A 16327-nucleotide genomic window follows, 5' to 3' on the forward strand; every position below is an offset into this window, starting at 1 on the left:
GTCTCGCGGGTTCGCGCAGGTGAAGGATGTCATGCGTGGAAGAGGAACCGCTCACCGGAGGCGGCCTGAACGAGGTCGTCCGGATCGGGTCGACGGTGCGCCGCCCGACCGGGCCGTGGACGCCGAACGTGCACCTGCTGCTGGAACGCCTTGCGCCGCTTGGCATCGCGCCGCGCGCGCACGGCGTGGACGAGCGCGGCCGGGAGGTGCTGTCGTACCTGCCGGGTGAGGTGGGCCACCCGCCGCTGCCCGGGGCGATGCGGTCCGACGACGTGCTGGTGGCCGCGGCGCGGCTGGCCCGCCGGCTGCACGACGCGTCGGCCGGGCTCGCGCACGTGCGGGAGGGCTGGCAGTTCCCGGCGCTGTCACCCGTCGAGGTGATCTGCCACAACGACCTGGCGCCGTACAACACGGTGTTCCGGGACGGCCTGCCGGTCGGGTTCATCGACTTCGACGGGGCCCGGCCGGGGCCGCGCTGGTGGGACCTGGCCTACACCGCGTACTGCCTGGTGCCGATCTCACCCGAGTGGGGGACGCCCGACGAGCAGTGGCGGCGCGCGGAGCTGTTCTTCGCCGCCTACGGCGCCGAGGTCACGGGCCTGGGCGCGCGCGTGCTCGCCCGGTTGGACGACATGGTGACCATGATCCGGGAGCGCCCGGAGTTCCACCGGCAGCGCGCGGAGCGGCACGACGAGTACTACCTCGGTCACGCGCGGTACGTGGAAGAGCACTTCCAAGATCGATAGTCGAACCAACCCGGACGGGCATACGGTGTGGTCCATGGACGCCACCACCCCCGAGCCGAGGCCCTGCTGGATCGCCGGACGCGCCGAGCAGGGCGTGCAGGCCATCACCGTCTTCCACCCGTTCGACGGCACGGAGGTGGCGTCGGTCGCCGTGCCCGGACCGGACCAGGTGGAGCGGGCCGTGGCCGCCGCGGCGGCCGTCGCGAAGGACTTCCGGCGCACGCCCGCGCACGTGCGTGCCCGTGCGCTGATGCAGGTTTCCGAAGCGCTGGCCGACCGCGCCGAGGAGATCGCCGAGACGATCACCGCCGAGAACGGCAAGCCGCTGCGGTGGGCGAACGCCGAGGTGCGGCGGGCGGTGAACACGTTCCGGTTCGCCGCCGAGGAGGCCCGGCGGTTCACCGGCGACCTCCAGCGCCTGGACACCGACCCGAGCGGCGAGGGGCGGCTGGCCGTCGTGCGCCGGGTGCCGCGCGGCCCCGTGCTGGCCGTGGCGCCGTTCAACTTCCCGCTGAACCTGGTCGCGCACAAGGTCGCGCCCGCCCTCGCGGTCGGCGCGCCGGTGATCGTGAAGCCCGCGTCGGCGACGCCGCTGTCGGCGCTGCTGCTCGGCGAGCTGCTGGCGCGGACCGACCTGCCCGAGGGCGCGTTCTCCGTGCTGCCGGTGCGCGGCGGCGACATGAAGGCGCTGGTCACCGACGAGCGGCTGCCGGTCATCTCGTTCACCGGGTCCACCTCGGTCGGCTGGTCGCTGATGGACGACGCGCCGCGCAAGCACGTGGTGATGGAGCTGGGCTCGAACTCGGCGGCCATCGTGTGCCCGGACTGGCCGGACCTGGACCTGGCGGCCTCGCGGATCGCCACGTTCGGCAACTACCAGGCCGGGCAGTCGTGCATCGCGGTGCAGCGGGTGATCGTGCACCGGGACGTGGCCGGCGAGTTCGTGCCGAAGCTGGTGGCTGCCGTGCGGTCGCTGCGGACCGGCGACCCGCACGACCCGGAGGTCGAGGTCGGGCCGCTGATCGACGAGGACAACGCGCGCCGCGTCGAGGAGTGGGTGGCCGAGGCCGTGTCCGCCGGGGCGACCCTGCACGTCGGCGGCGGGCGGACCGGCACCACGGTCGAGCCGACCGTGGTGCAGGACGTGCCGGAGACGGCGAAGCTGTGGCGCGAGGAGGTGTTCGGGCCGGTGCTCGCGGTGTCCGTGGTGGACTCGGTCGCGGAGGCGTTCGAGCAGGCCAACGCCACCGACTACGGGTTGCAGGCCGGGGTGTTCACGCGCGACGTCGGCATCGCCTTCGAGGCGGCGGCCGAACTGGAGGTCGGCGGCGTGATCATCGGCGACGTGCCGTCCTACCGGGCCGACCAGATGCCGTACGGCGGCGTGAAGGGGTCGGGCACCGGGCGCGAGGGCGTGCGGTCGGCGATGGAGGACTTCACCGAGGAGCGCACGCTGGTGCTCACCGGCATCACCGTGTGAGCGCCTTGGCGATCGCCATGAGGCCGTCGACCAGGTCCTCGGGGTCGGAGCCGGTGGACAGGGCGCGCAGCTTGAGCCCCATCACCATGGCGACGACGGCCCCGGCGACCTGGTCGGCGTCCTCGACCCCGATGGACGCCAGCACGGTCGAGGCCAGCTTGTCGTAGGCGGCGAAGCAGTCGGCGGCGGCGGCGCGCAGCTCCGGGTCGCGCCCGGCGTTGAGGTACAGCTCGTAGGGCGCGATCCGGTCCGCGTCCGCCCGCGTGGCCCGGCCGACCTGGCACACGACCTCGACGACCTGCTCCAGGTCGTCGCAGCCGGCCTGGTTCTGCCGGGCCAGCTCCGCGAACCGCCGGGTCTCGTCGGCGACGAAGTGCAGCATGCTCTCCCGCAGCAGGTCCTGCTGCGTGGCGAAGTGGTAGGTGATCGAGCCGAGCGAGACGCCCGCCTCCTGGGCGATGCGCCGGTTGGTCACACCGGCGACGCCGTCCTCGCCGATGATCCGCAGCACGGCGCCGACGATCCGCTGCCGGGTTTCGACGGGCTTGGTCATACCCCCATTGTCCCCTGCCACCCGCTCTCCTCCCGCCACCGGCCGTGCGCTGCCGGTGCTACTGTTCGTTCGAACGAACAGTACAACTCCGGGAGGGCTCATGCACGTCAGGGGAACCACCGCACTGGTCACCGGGGCCACCGGCGGGCTCGGGCAGGCCATCGCCCGCGCCCTGGCCGACCAGGGCGCGCGACTCGTGCTGACCGGGCGGCGGGTCGCCGAGCTGGAGCGGGTCGCCGACGCGACCGGCGGCCGCGTCGTGGCCGCGGACCTCGCCGACCCGGCCGACGTGGCGCGCCTGGTGGAGGAGGCCGGCGAGGTGGACGTGCTGGTCGCCAACGCCGCGCTGCCCGCCAACGGCGCGCTGCTCGACTTCACCCCCGAGCAGGTCAGGCGGGCCCTCGCGGTCAACCTGGAGGCGCCGATCGCCCTCACCCACGCCCTCGTCCCGGCGATGGTGGCGCGCGGGCGCGGGCACGTCGTGCACATCGGCTCGCTCGCGGGCAAGGTCGCCTCCGGCCACTCGTCGCTCTACAACGCGTCCAAGTTCGGCCTGCGCGGGTTCGCACTGGGCATCCGGGAGGACCTGCGCGGCACCGGCGTCGGCGTCTCCGTCGTGGAGCCGGGCATGGTGCGCGACGCCGGGATGTTCGCCGACGCGGGCGGCGTGCCGCCGAAGGGCGTGCGGACCGTGTCCCCGGCGCAGGTCGCCAAGGCCGTCCTGGACGCCATCGCGAAGGACCTGGCCGAGGTCGCCGTGGCACCGCCCGAGCTGCGGTTCGCCGCGACGCTCGGCGGCGCGTTCCCGACGTTCTCCTCCTGGTTGCAGCGGCGGATGGCCACCGACGAGATGCAGCGCCGCATGGCCGAGCCGAACAGGGCGAAGCGCTGATGGCCCGCCCCGCGCCGACGACGGGCGCCGGAGCGGTGGACACCACCGCGATCCCGCACCCCCGGTGGCGGCTGCCGGTCGTCGGCGACGTCGTGGGCACGAGCCGCCGCACGCCCGTGCAGGACTCGATGCGCCTGGGCCGCGGCCTCGGGCCGATCTTCACCCGCAAGTTCCTGGACCTGGAGATCGTGTTCGTGGCCGGCGGGGCGCTGACCGCCGAGCTGGCCGACGAGACCCGGTTCGCCAAGCACCTCGCGCCGGGCGTGGAGGTGCTGCGCGGCATCGGCGGCGACGGCCTGTTCACCGCCTACAACCACGAGCCGAACTGGCGGGCGGCGCACGACGTGCTGGTGCCCGGGTTCACCCGGGGCGCGATGCGCGGCTACCACCGGACGATGGTCGAGGTGACCGCGCGGCTGGTGGCGAAGTGGGACCGCGGCGGCGAGGTCGACGTGTCGGCGGACATGACCACGCTGACCCTGGAGACCATCGGACGGGTCGGGTTCGGCTACTCCTTCGAGTCGTTCGAGCGGTCCACCGCGCACCCGTTCGTGAGCGCCATGCTCGGCTCGCTGCGGTACGCCCAGCGCCGGAACTTCACGTTCCCGCTGGTCCGCGCGCTGTTCGGCGGTCGGGCCGAGGAGCGGTACCGGAGGGACCTGGCCCACCTGGCCGAGGTCGTGGACGAGGTGGTCCGGGCGCGGCGCGGCGAGGGCGGCGGCGGGTCGGACCTGCTCGGGCTGATGCTCGACTCGGGCGCCCTCGACGAGGTGAACATCCGCAACCAGGTCATCACGTTCCTGATCGCCGGGCACGAGACGACGTCCGGTGCGCTGTCGTTCGCCCTGCACTACCTGTCGCGCCACCCGGAGGTGGCCGAGAGGGCGCGGGCCGAGGTCGACGCGGTGTGGGGCGCGGCGGAGGTGCCGGAGTTCGAGCAGGTGGCCAGGCTGCGGTACGTGCGGCGGGTGCTGGACGAGGCGCTGCGGCTGTGGCCGACCGCGCCGGCGTACGCGCGGGAGGCGCGGCACGACACCGTGCTCGGTGGGCGGTACCCGGTCGAGGCGGGCCAGTGGGTCCTCGTCCTGCTGCCGCTGGTGCACCGGGACCCGGAGGTGTGGCCGTCACCGGAGTCGTTCGACCCGGACCGGTTCGCGCCGGATCGGGTGCGGGCCCGGCCGGCGCACGTCTACAAGCCGTTCGGGACGGGTGAGCGGGCGTGCATCGGGCGGCAGTTCGCGATCCACGAGGCCACGCTGGCGCTGGGCACGCTGCTGCGCCGCTACGACCTGGTGGCGTCGCCGGACTACCGGCTGCGGGTGGCGGAGGCGCTCACGCTCAAGCCGGAGGGCTTCACCCTCACCCCCCGCCGCCGCTGACCGCCACCGCCGACCACCACCGGGGGGGGCGCGCGGGCGGGGTCACCGGAGTGCTTCCCGCACCGCGCGCTCCCGTTCCGGCGTCCAGATCCGCGGCCAGTCCACGCCGTCGCACTCGTCCCAGTAGCGCTGCACGTCGAACGGCAGGCACCGCTCGAAGGCAGGCGACCGGCCGTGGCGCGGGGCGAGGGCGGCGTGCGCCGCCCGGAACGCCTCCTTCACCGTGCCGCCGGCGACGTGCACCGACCCGACCGCGCGGCGCAGCTCGTCCAGGAAGTGGCGGGACCGGGCGATCGCGGCCTCCACCCCGGCCCGGTCGCGCGCCGGCGCGCCCCGGCCGCCGACGAGCTGCTCCGCGCCCAGGGCCGCGACCCGGTCCAGCGTCGAGGTCGCCCACTCGTCGTGGAACGCGTCCCCGGTGCAGGGCGCGGCCCCACCCCCGACCAGGTCGCCCGCGAACAGGACGCGCTGGTGCGGCAGCCACGCGAGGACGTCGCCCGCCGTGTGCCCCCGACCGGCGTACCGCAGCTCGATCACGCCCCGGTCGCCGCCGAGCGGGATGGTGAGCCGGTCGGAGAACGTCATCGTCGGCCAGGTCAGGCCCGGGATGCCCGCGGGCTCCTCGAACAGGGCGGGCGTCCGCCCGTGCTCGTGGGCCCGGTCGGCGCGACCGCGCTCGGCGATCAGCGTGCGGGTGTTCTCGTGCGCGATGACCTCGGCCGCCCCGAACGCGGAGGCGCCGAGCGCGCGCACCGCGTGGTAGTGGCTCAGGACCAGGTGGCGGACCGGTTTGCCGGTGTGCCGGCGCAGCACGTCGAGCCAGCGGCGCGCGGCCTTCGGCGTGGCGCGGGCGTCCACGCAGACCAGGAAGTCCTCCCCCTCGATGGCACCCACGTTCGGGTGTCCCTCGGCGGTGAGGGCGTAGACGCCCTCGGCCAGTTCGACGAAGACCTCGTCCTCGGGCGCGAGGTCTGCGTCGGACGCGAACGGCTTCGGTGCCACACCTCCCACCATAGGCGGTTTTGGTCACCACCAGTGATTGCCCGTTGACGCAGCGGTCATCCGGACGAGCGGACCTCCACGATCGGCAACCGCAGCGCGCCCGGCGCGTGGACCGGGACGGCCGGGGCCGCCGGCGTCACCGGCGCGATCCGCCGGTACCCCTCGCCCTGCGCCGGCCGCAGGTCCCGCTCCCCCTTGTTCGGCCACAGCGAGAAGGCCCGCTCGGCCTGCGCCGTGATGGTGAGGGACGGGTTGACGCCGAGGTTGGCCGAGATCGCGGCGCCGTCGACGACCGACAGGGTCGGGTAGCCGTAGGCGCGGTGGTACGGGTCGATGACGCCCGCCGCCGGGTCGGAGCCGATGGGGCAGCCGCCGATGAAGTGGGCGGTGAGGGGGATGTTGAACAGCTCGCCCCACGTGCCGCCCGGGATGCCGCCGATGGCCTCCGCCGCCCGGAGGTTCGCCTCGTGCCCGGCCGGGATGAACGTCGGGTTCGGCTCGCCGTGTCCCTGCCGGGAGCCGAGCTTCCGACGGCCGAACAGGCCCCTGCCCGGGTACGTGGTGATCGAGTTGTCCAGGCTCTGCATCACCAGCAGGATCACCGTCCGCTCGCTCCACCGGTGCACGGACAGCAGCCGCGCCAGGCGGACCGGGTGGCGGACCGCCTGCGCCAGGAACTGGAGCAGGCGCGGCGTGGACTTCGCGCCGTCCGTGGCCAGCGTCTGGAGCAGCCCCATGACGTTGCTGCCCTTGCCGTAGCGCACCGGCTCGATGTGGGTCTGCTCGTCCGGGTGGATCGACGAGGTGATCGCCACGCCCTGGCTGAAGTTCCGGTCCTCGTCCACGGTGTAGCGGCCCGCGCCGATGATCGCCTCGGAGTTGGTCCGGGTCAGCTCGCCGAGCCGGTCCGACAGGCGGGGCAGCGCGCCGGTGCTCTTCATCCGGTGCAGGAGCTGCTGGGTGCCCCACGTGCCGGCGGACAGCACGACCTGTCCTGCGGTGATCGTGCGGCGGCCCTTGCGGAGCTTGCCGCCGGTGCGGCGGGTGCCCACCGCCCACGTGCCGTCCGACGCCTGCCGCAGGTCGGTGACGGTGGTGAGCGGCAGCACGGTCGCCCCGTTCCGCTCGGCCAGGTACAGGTAGTTCTTGACCAGGGTGTTCTTCGCGCCGACCCGGCACCCGGACATGCACGCGCCGCACTCGGTGCAGCCGGTCCGGGCGGGGCCCGCACCGCCGAAGTAGGGGTCCTCGGCCTGCCGGCCCGGCTCGCCGAAGTACACGCCGACCGGCGTCGGGTGGTAGCTGTCGGACACGCCCATCTCGGCCGCGACCTGCCGCATCACGTGGTCCGACGGCGTGGTGGTCGGGTTCTCCACGACGCCGAGCATCCGCGACGCCTGGTCGTAGAACGGCGCCAGCTCGGACTCCCAGTCGGTGATGTGCGCCCACTGGCGGTCCCGGTAGAACGGGGCGAGCGGCCGGTACAGGGTGTTCGCGTAGACCAGGGAGCCGCCGCCGACGCCCGAGCCGGCCAGCACCATGACGTTGCGCAGGGCGTGGATGCGCTGGATGCCGTAGCAGCCGATCGCGGGCGCCCACAGGTAGCGGCGCAGGTTCCACGAGGTCTCGGCGAACTCGTCGTCGGCGAACCGGCGGCCCGCCTCGACGACGGCCACCCGGTAGCCCTTCTCCACCAGCCTGAGCGCGGCGACGCTGCCGCCGAAGCCAGAGCCCACGACCACGACGTCGAAGTCGGTGTTGTTACCGGCGAGTTCACCCATGTCCGCGAGGTTAGGCGTAACTTCCGGTAACAGCTAGTTCTCGATCGGTTCAGACGTCCGCGCGGAAGAGCCCCCGCCGAGGACGACGGGGGCTCCTGGCGCGAAGCGGGTCAGCCTCGGATGGTCAGGCCGACCTTCTGGAACTCCTTGAGGTCGGAGTACCCGGTCTTGGCCATCGCCCGGCGCAGCGAGCCGAACAGGTTCGTCACGCCCCGCGGGTCCACCGACGGGCCGAACAGCAGGCTGCGCAGGTCCACGACCTGGTCGACGCCGGTCGACACGTGGCTGCGCGGCACCGACGGGTGCGCGGACGCCGCCGTCCAGTACAGCCCCTGCGCGGGCGCCTCCGCCGCGGCGGCCAGCGGCTCGCCCAACATCACCGCGTCCGCACCGCAGGCGATCGACTTCGCCACGTCACCGCTGGTCAGCACACCGCCGTCGGCGATCACGTGCACGTACCGGCCACCGGTCTCGTCCAGGTAGTCCCGGCGCGCGGCGGCCGCGTCGGCGATGGCCGTGGCCATCGGCACGCCGATGCCGAGCACCGCGTCCGTCGTCGTCACGCCCGGCGTGTAGCCGTAGCCGACGATCACGCCCGCCGCGCCCGTGCGCATCAGGTGCATCGCCGTCCGGTAGTCGCCGACACCGCCCGCGATCACCGGCACGTCCAGGTCCGCGATGAACGACTTCAGGTTCAGCGGCTCGCCGTCGCGCGACACGTGCTCCGCGGAGATGATCGTGCCCTGCACGACCAGCACCTCGACGCCCGCCGCCAGCAGGTCCGGGGTCAGCTCGGCGGCCCGCTGCGGGCTGACCCGCACCGCGACCGTCACCCCCGACTCGCGCACCTGCTTGATCGCCTCGGCGATCAGGTCCATCCGGACCGGAGCGGAGTGCAGCTCCTGGAGCACCCTGACCGGCGCGGCCGGGTCGTCGGTGTCCTCCACCGACTGCACCAGCCGGAACAACGCCTCTTCCACGTCGCCGTGCCGGGCCCACAGGCCCTCCGCGTTGAGGACGCCCAAGCCGCCCAGCTCGCCGATCGCGACCGCCGTGCCCGGCGACACGATCGCGTCGGTCGGGTGGGTGATCAGCGGGATCTCGAACCGGTAGGCGTCGATCTGCCACGCCGTCGAGACGTCCTTCGAGGACCGGGTCCTCCGGGACGGGATGATCTCGACGTCGTCCAGCTCGTAGGCCCGCCTCGCGGTCCGGCCCATGCCGATCTCGACCAGATCGCGCACCTCAGTCGTCCTTCCGTGGAGCCAGCAGAACCAGTGGACCTTAGCTCAGTGCGACGCGGTTCAGCGGGTCGTGTAGTTCGGCGCCTCGACGGTCATGGTGATGTCGTGCGGGTGGCTCTCCTTCAGGCCGGCCGCCGTGATGCGCACCAGCTGCTTCTGCTGGAGGTCGGCGATCGTCTTCGAACCGGTGTAGCCCATGGCCATCCGCAGACCGCCGACCAGCTGGTAGGCCACCTGGGACAGCGGGCCGCGGAACGGCGTGCGGCCCTCGATGCCCTCGGGCACCAGCTTGTCCTCGGACAGCACGTCGTCCTGGAAGTAGCGGTCCTTCGAGTAGGACTTGCTGTTGTCGCCGCGCCCGCGCAGCGCCGCCAGCGAGCCCATGCCCCGGTAGGTCTTGAACTGCTTGCCGTTGACCAGGACGACCTCGCCCGGCGCCTCGGCCGTGCCCGCGAGCAGGCTGCCCAGCATGACCACGCTCGCGCCGGCCGCGATGGCCTTCGCGATGTCGCCGGAGTACTGGATGCCGCCGTCGCCGATCACCGGCACGCCCGCCGGGCCGCACGCCAGGTTCGCCTCGTAGATCGCGCTGATCTGGGGCACGCCCACGCCCGCGACGACGCGCGTCGTGCAGATGGAACCGGGGCCGACGCCGACCTTCACGCCGTCCGCGCCCACGTCCACCAGGGCCTGCGCGCCGGCGCGGGTGGCGACGTTGCCGCCGACCACGTCCACCAGGTCGCCCAGCTCCTTCTTCACCCGGGCGACCATCTCCAGCACGTTGCGCTGGTGGCCGTGCGCGGTGTCCACCATGATCACGTCCACGCCCGCCTCGGCGAGCGCCGCGGCGCGGGCGAAGCTGTCCTCGCCGACGCCGATCGCGGCGGCGCACAGCAGCCGGCCGTCCGGGTCCTTCGAGGCGTTCGGGTACTGCTCGGTCTTGACGAAGTCCTTGACCGTGATCAGGCCGCGGATCTTGCCGTCACCGTCCACGATGGGCAGCTTCTCCACCTTGTGGCGGCGCAGCAGCCCCAGCGCGGCCTCGGCGGACACGCCCACCTGCGCGGTGACCAGCGGCCCCTTGGTCATGACCTCGCTGACCTTGCGCGAGTGGTCGACCTCGAACCGCATGTCCCGGTTGGTGATGATGCCCACGAGCTTGCCGCTCTCGTCGGTCACCGGGACGCCGGAGATCCGGTAGCGGGCGCACAGCTGGTCCACGTGCGCGATGGTGTCGTCGGGCGAGCAGGTCACCGGGTCGGTCACCATGCCCGCCTCGGAGCGCTTCACCGTCTCCACCTGGCGCGCCTGGTCCTCGATGGACAGGTTGCGGTGCAGCACGCCGATGCCGCCCTGGCGGGCCATCGAGATGGCCATCCGCGCCTCGGTCACCGTGTCCATCGCGGCCGAGGCCAGCGGGATGCCCAGGGTGACGTTGCGGGACAGCCTGGTACCGGTGTTCACCGCGCTCGGGATGATCTCCGATTCGGCGGGCAGCAGCAGTACGTCGTCGAAGGTCAGTCCCAGCATGGCGAACTTGGGGGGGACTCCGTCAGCGTTGAGCTCGCTGGTCATGGCGGCTGGCTTGCCTTCCGTCGTGCGGTGATCCCGCCGGCGCGGATCGGGTTTCCACAGGCGGCGATGGGTTCAGCCCATGGTATCTGGACGTGGTCGGGGGTCAGCCCGGTACCGTGCGGGGTCGTGCCGCACGACGCGTTGCCACCAGACCCGTTCGCAGGTGATCCGGACGACCCGGCCAGGGCGCTCGGCGAACCCGAACCCGATCACGACCACCCGCCGATGGACGACGAGGAGCGGGCCGAGCTGGTCGGGGACCTCAGCGACCTCGCGGTGTACCAGGCGCTGCTCGAACCCCGTGCCGTGCGCGGGATCGTGGTCGACTGCGGCGAGTGCCAGGAGCCGCACTACCACGACTGGGCACTGCTCAGGTCGAGCCTGGAGCAGCTGCTGGCCGACGGTCGCATGCGCCCGCACGAACCCGCGTACGACCCCGACCCGGCGGCCTACGTCAGCTGGGAGTACTGCCGCGGTTACGCGGACGGGGTCACCGCGACCGAGAGCGCCCGCTGACGGTGTGACGAAGCCCGCCCCCCGACGGGGGGCGGGCTTCGTCACACGCGGTTCGCGCTCACCGCTCGGAGGTGCTCTGCGTCTCCGCCTGGCCGGCGGACTGCCCCGAGTTGCCCGGCGACTCCGTCTCGCCGCGCGAACCCGTCGGATCACCGGACACCCCGCCGGTCGGCAGGACCGGGGCGGTCGTCGTGGTCGTCGTCGGGACCGTCGGCTCGGTCGGCTGGACCGGGAGGACCGGGGTGGTGGTCGGGGACGTCGGCGACGGCAGGTCGCTCGGCTTGACCGGGACCACCGCCGTGCTCGACGGGACCGGCGTGGCCGGCGTGGTCGTCGGGGTCGCCGAGGTGCTCTCCAGCATCTGCTTCTTGAGGGACTCGTGCGTCTGGGCCAGGTCGTCCTTGCCGTCGTCGTGGGAGACCGACCCCAGGTACTGGTCCGCCTTGTCGAGGGCGTCCTTCGCCTCGTCGTAGCGGCCCTCGCGCAGTGCGACGGTCGCCCGGTCGAGGTCGCTCCTGACCGTCACGGCGGCCTCGACCGACCGCGCGCGGTCGGAGTAGAGGACCCTCGTCAGGCCCCAGAGCGTGTCGCCGGGCTGGGCGTCCCTCGCGACCAGGCTCATCCCGGTGAACGCGATGGCCAGCACGGCGGCGGCGCTCGCGAGGGGGATGAGGAAGCGGTGCCTGCCCCGCGCCCGGGGGCGTGCCGCGGCGATGGTGGCCACGGCGGTGTCGGTGTCGACGAGCTCGCCCACCGGGCGGCTGTCGACCTCGCGCCGCCACGCCAGCAGCAGCGCGTTCAGCTCGTCCCCCGCGAGCGCGTCCGCCTGCTCGGTGTCGCGCCCACCGAGCGCGTCCAGCAGGGCGTCGTCTGCCCGGATGCCCGCGAGGTCGTCCCCAGGACCGACCAGGGTGTCATCCGGTTGCGGCGGTCTCTCATCTCGTCCGCGCACGACTTCTCCGTTGCCCTTCTCGTGCTGGTCAGCCACTCAGACCACCTCCTCCGAAGCCAACGTCTTGCGCAGCCGGGCCAGGGCGCGGTGCTGCGCCACCCGGACCGCGCCGGGCGTGGACCCGACCGCGTCGGCGGTCTCCTCGGCCGACAGGCCGACGACCACTCGGAGCAGCAGGATCTCCCGCTGCTTCTCGGGAAGGACTTTCAGGAGGACGGCCATCCGGTCGGACAGCTCACCCTGCATGGCCCGCTGCTCCGGACCCGCCTCCGTCTCGGGGGCGTCCGGCACCTCCGGGACCGGCTCGGACCGGTTCCGGGCTGCGGAGCGATGTGCGTCGGCCACCTTGTGCGCGGCGATCCCGTACACGAACGCCAAGAACGGCCGACCCTGGTCGCGATAGCTGGGCAGGGCCGTCAGCACCGCGAGACACACCTCCTGGGCCACGTCGTCCGCCGAAGCGAAAGACCTCTCCTGCCTTCCGACACGGGCGCGGCAGTACCGCACCACCAAGGGGCGGATGGATGCCAGGAGCCGCTCGATCGCGTGGCGGTCGCCTTCGACGGCCGCGCCCACTTCGGCGTCCAGTCCGTCCCCCAAGTTGGTCATCGCAGACAACAGCCCTGGTGTTACGCGTAGGCGTACCGACAACGAACGGCACGGGACGATCTACGTCGCCCGCACCGGTGACGCTTACCGTACCGGTACGAACGCCGAGTGTCGGGCAACGGGTACGCGGAGTGCGCGTGACCAGCGGACACGCCGTACGCAACGAGCCGGCCCGGCGACGATGACGTCGACCGGGCCGGCAAGAGGAAGGAGCCGGTGTGACCCGCCTTACGAGACGAGGCCGCGCCGGAAGCCGTGCGCGACGGCCTGGGCGCGGTCGCGCACGCCGAGCTTGCGGAACAAGCGCCGCGCGTGCGTCTTCACCGTGTCCTCGGACAGGTAGAGCTCGCGCCCGATCTGCCCGTTGCTCTTGCCCTGGCTCATCCCGCGCAGCACCTGGAGCTCGCGCTCCGTCAGCTGCACGCCCGGGTCGGACGGCTGGCGCGGCGCGGGCACGCTGGTGCTCGCGAGGGTGTGCGCCAGCGCGGCCACCAACTCCGGGCGCGAGGCGTCCCAGCGGAGGTAGCCGCGAGCCCCGCCGGCGATCGCGGCGGCGATGCTGCCCGCGTCGTCCGGTGCGCCGAAGACGATGACGTTTGCCTGCGGGTTGGCCGAGACGAGTCGCCGGGTCGCTTCGACCCCGGTCGGCACGGCGCGCTGGGTTCCCACCAGTACGACGTCCACCGGCTGCCTGGAGAAGCGAGCCAACAACTCGTCACCGTGCGCTACGCAGTCGATGCGGCTAACCCCGGGGACAGCCGACATCACGCGGGTGAGACCCTCCCGCACACTGCGCCGGTCGTCGCAAATAAGGACCGTGGTCACGGGGACTCCTTCCTGCAGCCGAGTGACGTTCCATATCCCCTATCGGACGCTAGGGGCCGAACCTTGACACGATCCGGTGCTTAATCCGTCAAGAACTTCGTCTCAGCGTCTGCGTTCGGGGGTTCCCCGGAACGGAGCAGCGAAGTCGGGACCCACGGCGAGTGGGCCGCCAATCGTCGGCTGATCGGATCAGCTCTGCGCAACACGCAGCTCAGAGCGCTTTTCGCACTCTTCCTCACGTTCCAGTTGTCCGCAGAAGTGCGGTCTGCCTGGGCATTTGCGAGCACGAGTGCCGCCGGCCAGGACAACGAGAGAAGGCCCATCCGGTCAGTGTGAGTTAGGTCACAGTGCAGCATTCGGGTTCCCCTGTCAACGCTTTCGGGGGTCCCGACGACCACCAGGGCGGTACCCAGGACGAGGTCCGACTTGAGGGTGTGGCGCAGTGCGCCGGCCTCGCGTGCGAGTGACGCGGCCGTCTCAGCCGGGGCAACGGCTCGCTCCGCGTGACCAGCGGCCAACTCGACCTCGGCGGCCACCCAGGCGTGGCGCACGCGCGCCCGCCAGCCGACCGGCTCGACCCGGGCGTGCAGCCGACGCGCCTCGGCGAGCCTGCCCGCGCCCAGCGCGTCGGCCGCCAGCCCGAGCAGGGCGTCGGTCCGCGCCCCCGCCGCGTCCACCCCGTCCGCGTCCACCCCGTCCGCGTCCACCCCTCCCCCGCGCGGGGCGCGCGCGAGCGCCACCGCGTCGAGGCGGCGCGCGGCGGCGTGGCCACCCAGCTGGCGGCGATGCGAGGCGAGCGTCGAGGCCGCCAGCGAGCCGAAGAGCCCGCCCGCCCCGATCAACTCCCCCAACGCGGTGGCCGCCGCCGCGTAGTGACCCTGCCCCCCGAGCACGACGGCGGCCAGCCACCGCTCCTCCGGGCCGCCGAGCAGCCCACCCCACACCTCGGCGTCGGGCCGGTCGCCGAACGCGGCACGTCTCAGTTCCACTCCCCCATCCTGCAACCACCCCCCGACAACCCCGGCCGCCGAACCTGAACGCAGAACTCACCGCCCCCGAACGTAGAACTCACCAGCCCTGGACGTACGACTCGCGCGACCTGGACGTACGACTCGCGCGAGAGTCCAACGTCCAGGTCGCGCGAGTCGTACGTTCGGGTCGCGCGAGTCGTACGTTCGGGTCGCGCGAGTCGTGCGTTCGGGTCGCGCGAGTCGTGCGTTCGGAGGCTCTGAGTTCTGTGTTCGGGGTGTCGGTCAGGGGTGGCAGACGGCGCGTTCCACGGCGGTCGCCGCCGCGGCCGGGTCGGTCGCGCGCTCCGCCGGGTGGGGCACGACGCCCCGCCGCCAGCCCGGGCCGCCCGCGAGTACGCGGAACTGCTGGCGCGTGCGGGGCAGGGCGGCGATCACGGCCGGGTCGGCGTAGCGGGGCAGGTGGGCCCACACGACCACGGCGGCGGGGGCGGTGCGGCGGACCGCGGCGACCAGGGCGGTCACCGGGAGGGCCGGTCCCAGGTTGCGGACGTCCACACCCCGGCGGGCCAGTTCGGCGGCCAGGGGGTGGAGGGGCAGGTCGTACCGCTCGCCGGGGGCGCAGGCGAGGAGGACCGGTCGGTGGTTGCGGGGCTCGGTGACGATCGGCGCGACTCGGGCGAGGGTCGCCCGGACGCACTCCTCCAGCAGGTGCGACACCTCCGCACCTGCCCCCGAGGGCTCCCGGCGGGCGGTGACCGCCGCCAGGACCGGGCTGATCACCCCGGTCCAGGTGGTCAGCACCCCGTCGGCCTCCACCGCGTCGGCCAGGAGGGTCTGCGCGGCCGCCTGGTCCAACCCCACCACGGCACGGGCCAGGCCGCCGGCCAGGCGGTTCGCGCCACGGAGGCGCAGGGCGCGACGGCCGGGCGGTGACGGGGTGGCCGGCGAAGCGACGGTGGCGGTGGCGGTGGCGGTGGCGGTGAGGGCGTACTCGGCGGCTTCGGCGGACGACGCACCGCGCAGGAGCGCCTGCTGCATCAGCTCCAGGCGGGCCACGTCGCGTGGCGCGTACTTGCGGTGTCGCCCGGTTGTGTGATCACCGGGTCCGAGGCCGTAGCGGCGGTCCCATGTGCGGAGCGTGGCCGGCGCCACGCCCAGCCGGCGGGCCACGGCGGCCACCGACAGGGTCAGCGGGTGCTCCGGATCACCTTCTGCCGCAACGCTTCCCCCCTCTTCCCCGGGCGGAGTGGCGGCGTGGTCGGGGGGCGTGGTCACGCGGCCATCGTCCGTTCACCCGAAGTCACCGGCAAGTCCGGGTTTCAACCGAATTCCAACACCCTTCGAATGAATTGACGCCCATACGTCCTCCGCCCCCTTGAACAAGTTTTGGCGCGGTTCTACGGTGGATCATCGTTAAGCCGAATGGAGCAGTTCAGGGCCATGGGCCAAGGAGGCGGTCTCGATGGCGGACACCCGTAGGCTTCCCGGTCCCAACGCGGATTTGTGGGACTGGCAGATGCGCGGCTCGTGCCGCGGGATGGACAGCGCGTTCTTCTTCCACCCGGACGGTGAACGCGGTCCGGCACGGGCACGGCGGGAGGCGCGGGCGAAGGCCGTGTGCCTGTCGTGCCCGGTGCTGGAGATGTGCCGGCGGCACGCACTGGCGGTGCAGGAACCGTACGGGATCTGGGGAGGGCTCTCGGAATCCGAACGGGACGGCATCATCAAGGCCAGGAAGCGGCACCTGACGCCTGCCTGAGGGCCGGGTCGGACGCGCGGCGCGGAACGAAGAGGGGCGGCAC

Annotated in this window: 16 protein-coding genes; 6 read left to right on the forward strand and 10 right to left on the reverse strand. The window is 73.0% G+C overall.

The window, feature by feature from the left end; genetic code table 11:
* The first annotated feature begins 35 nt into the window (after positions 1–35).
* Positions 36–746, forward strand: coding sequence for a phosphotransferase (locus tag J2S66_RS25670; RefSeq protein ID WP_306743575.1), 711 nt, complete (start codon positions 36–38; stop codon positions 744–746).
* A 34-nt stretch (positions 747–780) separates the two neighbouring features.
* Positions 781–2226 carry an aldehyde dehydrogenase family protein gene (locus tag J2S66_RS25675; RefSeq protein ID WP_310309885.1) on the forward strand — a complete coding sequence of 482 codons (1446 nt, stop codon included), beginning with the start codon at positions 781–783 and terminating at the stop codon, positions 2224–2226.
* Here the strand turns inward: J2S66_RS25675 and J2S66_RS25680 are convergent.
* The gene (locus J2S66_RS25680; protein WP_310309886.1) at positions 2216–2779 is read right to left on the reverse strand and encodes a TetR/AcrR family transcriptional regulator; all 564 of its coding nucleotides are present in this window, start codon (positions 2777–2779) and stop codon (positions 2216–2218) included. The genes J2S66_RS25675 and J2S66_RS25680 overlap by 11 nt on opposite strands.
* Before the next feature lie 100 nt (positions 2780–2879).
* Here J2S66_RS25680 and J2S66_RS25685 point away from each other — a divergent pair, with 100 nt between their 5' ends.
* Positions 2880–3671, forward strand: a complete 792-nt coding sequence (locus J2S66_RS25685; protein ID WP_310309887.1) for an SDR family NAD(P)-dependent oxidoreductase — start codon at positions 2880–2882, stop codon at positions 3669–3671.
* The gene (locus tag J2S66_RS25690) at positions 3671–5050 is read left to right on the forward strand and encodes a cytochrome P450 (protein WP_310309888.1); all 1380 of its coding nucleotides are present in this window, start codon (positions 3671–3673) and stop codon (positions 5048–5050) included. The genes J2S66_RS25685 and J2S66_RS25690 overlap by 1 nt, the downstream gene beginning before the upstream one ends.
* A 42-nt stretch (positions 5051–5092) precedes the next feature.
* Here J2S66_RS25690 and J2S66_RS25695 read toward each other — a convergent pair whose 3' ends face one another.
* The 4 genes from J2S66_RS25695 to guaB all read right to left on the reverse strand — a co-directional run bounded on the left by J2S66_RS25695 (position 5093) and on the right by guaB (position 10652).
* Complete coding sequence (locus J2S66_RS25695) at positions 5093–6052, reverse strand: MBL fold metallo-hydrolase (RefSeq protein ID WP_310309889.1); 960 nt, start codon at positions 6050–6052, stop codon at positions 5093–5095.
* A gap of 56 nt (positions 6053–6108) precedes the next feature.
* Positions 6109–7833: a GMC family oxidoreductase N-terminal domain-containing protein gene (locus J2S66_RS25700; RefSeq protein WP_310309891.1), complete on the reverse strand. Its 1725-nt coding sequence runs from the start codon at positions 7831–7833 to the stop codon at positions 6109–6111.
* Between the two features lie 110 nt (positions 7834–7943).
* Entirely contained in the window at positions 7944–9077 is a 1134-nt protein-coding gene (locus J2S66_RS25705) for a GuaB3 family IMP dehydrogenase-related protein (protein WP_306743583.1), read from the reverse strand.
* Between the two features lie 60 nt (positions 9078–9137).
* Positions 9138–10652, reverse strand: coding sequence for an IMP dehydrogenase (guaB, locus tag J2S66_RS25710; RefSeq protein ID WP_306743584.1), 1515 nt, complete (start codon positions 10650–10652; stop codon positions 9138–9140).
* 66 nt (positions 10653–10718) lie between these two features.
* On the opposite strand from guaB, the gene J2S66_RS25715 reads away from it, so the two are divergent.
* Complete coding sequence (locus J2S66_RS25715) at positions 10719–11168, forward strand: DUF5319 domain-containing protein (RefSeq protein ID WP_310309894.1); 450 nt, start codon at positions 10719–10721, stop codon at positions 11166–11168.
* Positions 11169–11226: 58 nt separating this feature from the next.
* Here the strand turns inward: J2S66_RS25715 and J2S66_RS25720 are convergent, their stop codons facing one another.
* The 5 genes from J2S66_RS25720 to J2S66_RS25740 all read right to left on the reverse strand — a co-directional run bounded on the left by J2S66_RS25720 (position 11227) and on the right by J2S66_RS25740 (position 15800).
* Positions 11227–12156 carry an anti-sigma-D factor RsdA gene (locus J2S66_RS25720; protein WP_310309895.1) on the reverse strand — a complete coding sequence of 310 codons (930 nt, stop codon included), beginning with the start codon at positions 12154–12156 and terminating at the stop codon, positions 11227–11229.
* Positions 12157–12729, reverse strand: a complete 573-nt coding sequence (locus J2S66_RS25725) for a sigma-70 family RNA polymerase sigma factor (protein ID WP_306744508.1) — start codon at positions 12727–12729, stop codon at positions 12157–12159.
* Positions 12730–12957: 228 nt separating this feature from the next.
* Positions 12958–13554: a response regulator transcription factor gene (locus J2S66_RS25730; RefSeq protein ID WP_015805222.1), complete on the reverse strand. Its 597-nt coding sequence runs from the start codon at positions 13552–13554 to the stop codon at positions 12958–12960.
* 80 nt (positions 13555–13634) lie between these two features.
* Entirely contained in the window at positions 13635–14543 is a 909-nt protein-coding gene (locus J2S66_RS25735; RefSeq protein WP_310309900.1) for a hypothetical protein, read from the reverse strand.
* Between the two features lie 264 nt (positions 14544–14807).
* Entirely contained in the window at positions 14808–15800 is a 993-nt protein-coding gene (locus J2S66_RS25740) for a MerR family transcriptional regulator (protein ID WP_310309902.1), read from the reverse strand.
* A 187-nt stretch (positions 15801–15987) separates the two neighbouring features.
* Between J2S66_RS25740 and J2S66_RS25745 the strand changes: the two genes are divergently transcribed.
* Positions 15988–16284 carry a WhiB family transcriptional regulator gene (locus tag J2S66_RS25745; protein ID WP_306743589.1) on the forward strand — a complete coding sequence of 99 codons (297 nt, stop codon included), beginning with the start codon at positions 15988–15990 and terminating at the stop codon, positions 16282–16284.
* The last annotated feature ends 43 nt before the right edge of the window (positions 16285–16327 follow it).

This window comes from Saccharothrix longispora (assembly GCF_031455225.1).
GTDB classification, from domain to species: domain Bacteria; phylum Actinomycetota; class Actinomycetes; order Mycobacteriales; family Pseudonocardiaceae; genus Actinosynnema; species Actinosynnema longispora.